Raw genomic sequence first — 7,986 nt, forward strand, 5'->3', positions numbered from 1 at the left:
CCCATGGAGACGAACCGCGCCCCCGAGGACCCGACCACCGCCCACGCCCCGCAGACCTCGGACGACACCGGCCGCCGTCGCGTGCTCCTCAAGCTCTCGGGCGAGGTGTTCGGCGGCGGCAAGATCGGCGTGGACCCGGAGACCGTCCGCGGCATCGCCGAGCAGATCGCCGCCGCGGCGGACCAGGTGGAGATCGCGATCGTCGTCGGCGGCGGCAACTTCTTCCGTGGCGCCGAGCTGTCCGAGAACGGGATGGACCGCCGTCGGGCCGACTACATGGGCATGCTCGGCACCGTGATGAACTGCCTGGCCCTGCAGGACTTCCTCATCCAGGCCGGGGTCACCACGCGCGTGCAGTCCGCCATCCACATGGAGCAGGTGGCGGAGTCCTACATCCCGCTGCGCGCCATCCGCCACATGCAGAAGGGCCGCGTCGTGATCTTCGGCGCCGGCACCGGCCTGCCCTACTTCTCCACGGACACCGTGGCGGCCCAGCGCGCCCTGGAGGTCGGGGCAGACGAGGTCCTGATGGCCAAGTCCGGCGTGGACGGCGTCTACACCGCGGACCCCAAGAAGGACCCCACCGCCGAGCGCCTCACGCACCTGACCTACGATGAGGCGCTGCTGCGGAACATCCGCGTGATGGACCTGACCGCCATGACCATGTGCAAGGACAACGACCTGGACATGCGCGTGTTCGGCATGGAGGGCCCGGGCAACGTGACCCGCGCCCTGCTCGGCGAGCCGATCGGGACCACCGTCACCGTCTGAGGCCCGCCGCGTAGGATGGCGGCAGACCTGATCCACCACACCGAGGAGACACCGTGATCCAGGAGACCCTGCAGTCCGCCGAAGAGCAGATGGACCGCACCATCGAGGCCACGCGTGAGGACTTCGCCTCCGTGCGCACCGGCCGCGCCAACCCGGGCCTCTACTCCAAGGTGATGGTCGACTACTACGGCTCGTTCACCCCGCTGCAGCAGCTGGCGTCCTTCACCACCACGGACGCCCGCACGCTGCTCATCACGCCGTTCGACCAGTCGGCCCTGCGCAACATCGAGAAGGCCCTGTCCGAGTCCGAGGTCGGCGCGAACCCGTCCAACGACGGCAAGGTCATCCGCATCGTGATGCCGGAGCTGACCGCGGAGCGCCGCAAGGAGTACGTGAAGCTGGTCAAGTCCAAGGCGGAGGAGCACAAGATCTCCGTGCGCAACGCCCGTCGCAAGGCCAAGGAGGCCATGGACAAGGCCGTCAAGGACGGCGAGGTCGGCGAGGACGAGGGCGCCCGCGGCGAGAAGGAGCTGGACGCGCTCACCAAGCGCCACGTCGAGCTCATCGACGAGATGGCCAAGAACAAGGAGCAGGAGCTGCTGGAGGTCTGAGCCTCCCGCCGTCCGCGCTCGCCCCATGACCTCCGCCGTGTCCACCTCGCCCGCACCTCCGCGCGGCGGCCGCGACCTCAAGTCCGCCGTCCTCGTGGGGGTGGGGCTGCTGGCGACGGCCCTGGTCGGCCTCTTCTGGCTCGACTGGCTGCTGGTCCTCCTCGTGGTCGCCCTGCTGGTCGGCGCGGTGTCCGAGATCGCGACGGCGGTGCGCGGCATCGGCCTGGACGTGCCGCGGCCCCCGCTCTGGGTGGCCGCGGCGGTCCTGCCGCTCACCGCGTGGCGGTGGGGGGTGCCCGCGCTGTTCATCGCCCTGGTGGCATGCCTGGCGCTGGTGGCCGTATGGACGGCGCTGACGCGGCGGCGTCCGGCGGGCCAGTTCATGCTCGCGGGCGTGTTCATCGTGCTGTGGGCGCCGTTCCTGCTCTCCTTCGCCGCGGCGCTCCTGGACGAGCCGCTGGGGCACCGCATGGTGGCGATCCTGCTGCTGATGGTGGTCTCCAACGACACGTTCGGCTACATCGTGGGCTACCGCTTCGGCCGCACCCCGATCGCCCCGCGCATCAGCCCCAAGAAGTCCTGGGAGGGCCTGGCCGGCTCCCTGGCGGGCTCGGTGCTGGTGGGCGTCGTCGCCGTCCCCCTGCTGGTCGGCCAGCCGTGGTGGGTCGGCGCCGTCCTCGGCGTGACCACCGTCGCCGCCGCCACCTCGGGGGACTTCTCCGAGTCCATGGTCAAGCGTGAGCTCGGCATCAAGGACATGTCCTCCGCCCTGCCCGGCCACGGCGGCGTGATGGACCGCCTGGACTCCCTCGTGTTCGCCGCGCCGGTGGCCTACACCGTGCTGGCGCTGCCCCTGACCTGATCCACCCCTCGACCCGGCACGTCCGGGACCCACACCGCAGGAGACGCCCATGACCCCCCGCACCACCCCGGACGCCGAGCCGGTCTTCGAGCTCGTCGAGCAGGACGAGATCGGCTACGAGACCACCCACGTGGACGCCTTCATGGCGCGTGCCCGTGAGGCGCGCGACGGCGGTGCCCCGCTGACGGCGGAGGAGGTGCGCCAGGCCCGCTTCGCGACTGTCAACGGCGGCTACGCCACGGACGAGGTGGACGACGAGCTGGACCGTCTGGAAGAGGAGCTGGCCGCCGCCGAGCGTCAGGCCTTCGTCGCCGAGCGCGGGGACGAGGACTGGGCCGCAGACCTCGAGGAGCGCGTGGCCGAGCTCGTGGCCCGCGCCGACCGGGCCCCGGCGGAGCGCTTCCGCCGCCCCTCCCGCGCGGACGCCGTGAGCTACGACGTGGACCAGGTGGACGCGCTCGTGGACCGTCTGCGCGTCACCCTGGCCGGTGCGGAGGACTCGACGGATCCCGGCGCCGAGGGCGGGCTGACCGCGGACGACGTGCGCCGCGCGTCGTTCGGCGAGGCCGAGGGTGCCGCCGGCTACGAGGAGGGCCAGGTCGACGCCTACCTCGACGCCGCCGTCGACGTGCTGCTGCGCCGCGCCTGACACCCGGCCCTCGCGCGGCGGCCCGGGAGAGTGGCGCAGATCACACTGAAGTGATTACAATCACACCACCGAGACGCCGCGCGCTCCACCCCTGCTCGCGCATGCGTACAGCTCCCTCGCCCCGCACCGTGGGCGTCGATCGGAAGGCAGTCCAGTGACCCTCGTGGACCACACCCGTCCCACCGGCGGACAGTCCGCCGGCTCTCCGCTCCCGGCGGGCCCGGCCGAGGCCGTGATGCTCCAGGTGCTCGACACGGAGGGCCGCCGCCGTCCGCAGCCGGAGCTCGACCCGTGGATCGAGGACGTCGACGCCGACGCCCTCGCCGCGCTGTACCGCCAGATGGCCGTGGTCCGGCGCCTCGACGTCGAGGCCACGCACCTGCAGCGTCAGGGCGAGCTGGCCCTGTGGCCCCCGCTGCTGGGCCAGGAGGCCGCCCAGGTGGGCTCCGCCGTCGCGCTGCGCCCGGACGACTTCGTCTTCCCGTCCTACCGCGAGAACGGCGTGGCCCTGCTGCGCGGCGTCCCCGCGCTGGACCTGCTGCGGGTGTGGCGCGGCTCCACGTTCTCGAGCTGGGACCCGAACGAGACGCGGGTGGCCACCCAGCAGATCATCATCGGCGCGCAGGCCCTGCACGCCGTCGGCTACGCGATGGGCGTCCAGCGGGACCAGGCGGACGTGGCCACGATCGTCTACTTCGGCGACGGCGCCACGAGCCAGGGGGACGTCAACGAGGCCATGGTCTTCAGCGCCTCCTACCAGTCGCCCGTGGTGTTCTTCTGCCAGAACAACCACTGGGCCATCTCCGAGCCCGTGCGCCTGCAGACCCGCCGCAGCATCGCGGACCGCCCGTGGGGCTTCGGCATCCCGTCGATGCGCGTGGACGGCAACGACGTCCTGGCCGTGCTCGCCGCGACCCGCGCCGCCGTCGAGCGCGCGGCCGACGGGGGCGGTCCCACCTTCATCGAGGCCGTCACCTACCGCATGGGCCCGCACACTACCGCGGACGACCCCACCCGCTACCGGGACGACGCCGAGCTCGAGGCCTGGAAGGCCCGTGACCCGCTGACCCGCGTGGAGGCGCACCTGCGCACCCTCGATGTGGACGTGGACGCCGTGCTCGCACAGGCCCAGGCCGAGGCCGACGAGCTGGCGGCCGAGGTCCGCCGCGCCCTCGAGGCGCTCGAGGAGGACGGCGCGGACAGGCTCTTCGACGAGATCTACGCCGAGCCCCACCAGGAGCTCGAGCGGCAGCGCCGCGAGCACGCCCTCTACCTGCAGCAGTTCGACGACGAGGAGGCGGGCGCGTGAGCGAGCGCATGACCTTCAGCCGGGCGATCAACCGCGGCCTGCACCGTGCCCTGGCCGACGACCCCAAGGTCCTGCTCATGGGCGAGGACATCGGCGCCCTCGGCGGCGTGTTCCGCATCACCGACGGCCTGCAGGCCGAGTTCGGCGAGGACCGGGTGCTCGACACCCCGCTGGCCGAGTCCGGCATCGTGGGCACGGCCATCGGCCTGGCCATGCGCGGCTACCGGCCCGTCGTCGAGATCCAGTTCGACGGCTTCGTGTACCCGGCGTTCGACCAGATCGTGGCGAACCTGGCCAAGCTGCGCGCCCGCACCCGCGGCGCCGTGCCGATGCCGGTGACCATCCGCATCCCCTTCGGCGGCGGCATCGGCTCCCCGGAGCACCACTCCGAGTCGCCCGAGGCCTACTTCCTGCACACCGCGGGCCTGCGGGTGGTCTCCCCGTCCTCCCCACAGGAGGGGTACGACCTCATCCGCGCCGCGATCGCCTCGGAGGACCCGGTGGTCTACCTCGAGCCCAAGCGTCGCTACCACGACAAGGGCGACGTGGACCTGGACGTCGCGATCCCCCCGATGAGCCCCGCCCGCATCCTGCGCGAGGGCCGGGACGCCACGCTCGTGGCCTACGGCCCGCTCGTGAAGACCGCCCTGCAGGCCGCGGAGGTGGCGGCCGAGGAGGGCGTCGAGGTCGAGGTGGTCGACCTGCGCAGCCTGTCTCCGCTGGACACCGGCCTCGTCGAGTCCTCGGTGCGGCGCACCGGCCGGCTCGTCGTGGCGCACGAAGCGTCCCGCACCGGCGGCCTCGGCGCCGAGCTCGTGGCCACGGTGGCCGAGCGCGCGTTCCACTGGCTCGAGGCCCCGCCGGTGCGCGTCACCGGCATGGACGTGCCCTACCCGCCGTCCAAGCTCGAGCATCTGCACCTGCCGGACCTCGACCGCATCCTCGACGGCCTGGACCGTGCTCTGGGCCGGCCGAATTCGCTGGACTCCGTGGACGCGTTCGCCGCCCCCGAGACCGCCGAGCAGTTCCTCGCCGCCCAGAACGCCGGGGAGGAGACCCGATGAGCCAGAAGACCTTCCGCCTGCCCGACCTCGGCGAGGGCCTGACCGAGTCCGAGATCGTGACGTGGCGCGTGGCCGAGGGCGATGCGGTGACCGTGAACCAGGTGCTCGCCGATGTCGAGACGGCCAAGGCCGTGGTCGAGGTCTCGAGCCCGTTCGCGGGCGTCGTCGCGGCCCTGCACGGCGCCGAGGGTGAGACCCTCGAGGTCGGTGCGCCCCTGGTGACCTTCACCCTCGAGGGCGCCGAGTCCGACGTCGGCGGGCCCGCCGAGGGTGACGGCCGCGTGCCCACCCTCGTCGGCTACGGCGCCGCGCCGGACACCGGCAAGCCCGGCCGCCGTGCGCGGCGCGGCTCCGCGGCCCCGGCGACGTCGGCCGCCCCGGCGGGCGAGCCCGCCCGCGGACAGGCGCCGTCCACGTCGGAGGCGGCCCCCGCCGGCGCCGGGCGCCCGCAGCCCGAGGCCGCCGAGCCGGACCGCGCGGACGCGGCCCACGAGCCGGCCCCGGGCGAGCGACCCCGGTGCACTCCGCCCGTGCGCCTGTACGCGCGCCGCGCGGGCGTGGATCTGGAGCAGGTCACCGGCACGGGTGTGGGCGGGGTCATCACCCGCGCGGACGTCGAGGCGTTCCTGGCCGGGGGCGGGCAGCCCGCGGCCGCGGCGGCGCCGCCGCAGTCCGGCGCCGAGTCGGGCTCGACCGGGGGCGTCCGCACCCTGGGCGGCCGCCCGCGCACGGAGGCCGTGCCGGTCAAGGGCGTGCGCAAGGCGACCGCGGCGGCCATGGTGCAGTCCGCGTTCACCGCCCCGCACGTGACCGAGTTCCTGCAGGTGGACGTCACCGAGACCATGGAGCTGCTCGCCGAGCTCAAGGCCTCCCGCGAGTTCCGGGACGTCAAGCTCACGCCCATGACGCTCGCCGCCAAGGCGTGCCTCGTGGCGATGGAGCGCACCCCGGACGTCAACGCCCGGTGGGACGAGGCCGCCGGGACGATCGTCCAGCAGAACTTCGTGAACCTCGGTTTCGCCGCCGCCACCCCCCGCGGGCTGATGGTGCCGAACGTCAAGGACGCCCAGGCGATGAGCCTGAGGGAGCTGGCCGACGCCATCCGCGATCTCACGGGCCTCGCCCGCGAGGGGCGGCTGTCCCCGGCGGATCTGGCCGGCGGCACCTTCACGCTCACGAACGTCGGGGTGTTCGGCGTGGACGCGGGCACCCCGATCATCAACCCGGGTGAGGGGGCGATCATCGCGATCGGCCAGGTCCGGAGGATGCCGTGGGAGCACCGCGGCGAGATCGCCCTGCGGGACGTCATGACGCTGTCCCTCTCGTTCGACCACCGCTTCGTGGACGGCGAGCAGGGCTCGCGCTTCCTCGCGGACGTCGGCGCGATCCTGCGCCGCCCGGGTCTGACCCTGGCCATGGTCTGACGGCCCCGGACGCGCCGTGGCCCCGCCACCCGGGCACCGGGAGGCGGGGCCGTCGTCGTGGCAGGCCGGTGCGGCCGCCGGCACGGCGGGGGCCGCGGGGCGCGCTCAGTCGGCGGCGGGCAGCTCCATCACGAGCTCGGTGATGACCTCGGCACGGGCGTTGGAGAAGACCTTCTCCTCGCCGACGGTCTCGAAGCCGCGGCGGGAGAGCACCTTCACGGAGCCCACATTGTCCTCGGGGACGTGCGCCCGCAGCGGGCGGGCGGTGTGCTCCTCCAGGAACCGGTCCACGGCCGCGGTCGTCAGCCCCAGGCCCCAGTAGTCCTGCGCGGTCCAGAAGGACAGCTCGCCCACGCCGTCCTGCTGGATGCACACGAGCGCACCCACGGCGCGGCCCTCGTGCTCGATGGTCCGCACGACGGTGTCCTCGTCCCCGAGCAGGTGGGCCCAGTGGTAGTCGAAGACACCGCGGTCCCGGGGGTTGCGGGGGGCGAAGGCGGACATCAGGTTGGCCTGCTCGTCCTGCTGGTGGAGGAAGAACTCGTCCAGATCCTCGGGTCGGACGTCACGAAGAAGCACGGCGGTGGACCTCTCGGGGCGGGGTTCGACGGCGTCCGCCGTCGCGGGTACCGGCCACCGTACCACCGGGCACGACGTCGGCCCGCCGGGCCGGTGCCGTCCGCTCAGTCCTCGCCGGACAGCGGTCCGGGGGCCGTGGCCGCGGCCCAGGCCATGGCCACGAGGGTCGCACGGCGGGCCGCGCGGTCGGCCGCGGTGCGCCGCACCGAGCGGGGGGTGGAGTTGAGCAGGCCCAGCACGGCCTGGGCGCGGAACACGGCGGTGGCCTGGTCCTCGTGGGGGTGGACGACCTGCAGCTGGCGCGCCCACACGTCGATGTAGGCGCGCTGGGTGCGCGTGATGGCCGTGCGCGCGCCGTCGGGCAGGGCGGACATGTCGCGGTCCTGCACACGGATCACGTCGCGCTGGGCGAGGGCGAAGTCCGCCTGGAAGCCGATGAGGGCCCGCAGGGTCTCCGCCCCCGGCGCGTGCTGCGCCTCGGCGGCCAGCCCGCCGTCGAGCAGGTCCTGCGAGGCCGTGTCGAGGATCGCCGTGAGCACGGCGGCCTTGCCGGCGAAGTGGCGGTAGATGGCGGGGCCGCTGATCCCGACCGCGGCGCCGATGTCCTCGAGGCGGACCGCGTCGAAGCCCCGGGCCGCGAACAGTCGCGCCGCGGCCGCGAGCAGGTCCACCCGGCGTCGGGCCTTGGCGGCCTCCCGGGCGGTCGGCGGGGTCGCC

At 73.6% G+C, this 7,986-nt stretch carries 9 protein-coding genes; 7 read left to right on the top strand and 2 right to left on the bottom strand.

Annotation, left to right across the window (positions count from 1 at the left end; all coding sequences use genetic code 11):
* Positions 1–3 precede the first annotated feature (3 nt).
* From pyrH to QL983_RS09080, 7 genes are all read left to right on the top strand, one after another.
* On the top strand, positions 4–771 hold the full coding sequence (pyrH, locus tag QL983_RS09050) for a UMP kinase (protein WP_002857706.1): 768 nt from the start codon (positions 4–6) through the stop codon (positions 769–771).
* Positions 772–824: 53 nt separating this feature from the next.
* On the top strand, positions 825–1,382 hold the full coding sequence (gene frr, locus QL983_RS09055; protein WP_002857704.1) for a ribosome recycling factor: 558 nt from the start codon (positions 825–827) through the stop codon (positions 1,380–1,382).
* Positions 1,383–1,407: 25 nt separating this feature from the next.
* On the top strand, positions 1,408–2,244 hold the full coding sequence (locus tag QL983_RS09060) for a phosphatidate cytidylyltransferase (protein WP_060974172.1): 837 nt from the start codon (positions 1,408–1,410) through the stop codon (positions 2,242–2,244).
* A gap of 49 nt (positions 2,245–2,293) precedes the next feature.
* Entirely contained in the window at positions 2,294–2,893 is a 600-nt protein-coding gene (locus QL983_RS09065) for a DivIVA domain-containing protein (protein WP_036314046.1), read from the top strand.
* 154 nt (positions 2,894–3,047) lie between these two features.
* A complete protein-coding gene (gene pdhA / locus QL983_RS09070) occupies positions 3,048–4,202 on the top strand; it encodes a pyruvate dehydrogenase (acetyl-transferring) E1 component subunit alpha (RefSeq protein ID WP_122054140.1) in 1,155 nt (384 codons plus the stop codon).
* A gap of 8 nt (positions 4,203–4,210) precedes the next feature.
* Positions 4,211–5,266, top strand: coding sequence for an alpha-ketoacid dehydrogenase subunit beta (locus QL983_RS09075; RefSeq protein ID WP_052520122.1), 1,056 nt, complete (start codon positions 4,211–4,213; stop codon positions 5,264–5,266).
* The gene (locus tag QL983_RS09080; RefSeq protein ID WP_060974170.1) at positions 5,263–6,690 is read left to right on the top strand and encodes a dihydrolipoamide acetyltransferase family protein; all 1,428 of its coding nucleotides are present in this window, start codon (positions 5,263–5,265) and stop codon (positions 6,688–6,690) included. The genes QL983_RS09075 and QL983_RS09080 overlap by 4 nt, the downstream gene beginning before the upstream one ends.
* Positions 6,691–6,795: 105 nt before the next feature.
* Here the strand turns inward: QL983_RS09080 and QL983_RS09085 are convergent, their stop codons facing one another.
* Both QL983_RS09085 and QL983_RS09090 read right to left on the bottom strand, forming a co-directional pair.
* Entirely contained in the window at positions 6,796–7,269 is a 474-nt protein-coding gene (locus QL983_RS09085) for a GNAT family N-acetyltransferase (protein ID WP_044660004.1), read from the bottom strand.
* Positions 7,270–7,373: 104 nt separating this feature from the next.
* Positions 7,374–7,986, bottom strand: a 613-nt coding sequence (locus tag QL983_RS09090; RefSeq protein WP_290152440.1) for a TetR/AcrR family transcriptional regulator, incomplete at its 5' end; no start/stop codon positions are given.

It is taken from the genome of Micrococcus sp. APC 4021, from assembly GCF_030407635.1.
In the GTDB taxonomy this organism is placed as follows: domain Bacteria; phylum Actinomycetota; class Actinomycetes; order Actinomycetales; family Micrococcaceae; genus Micrococcus; species Micrococcus luteus.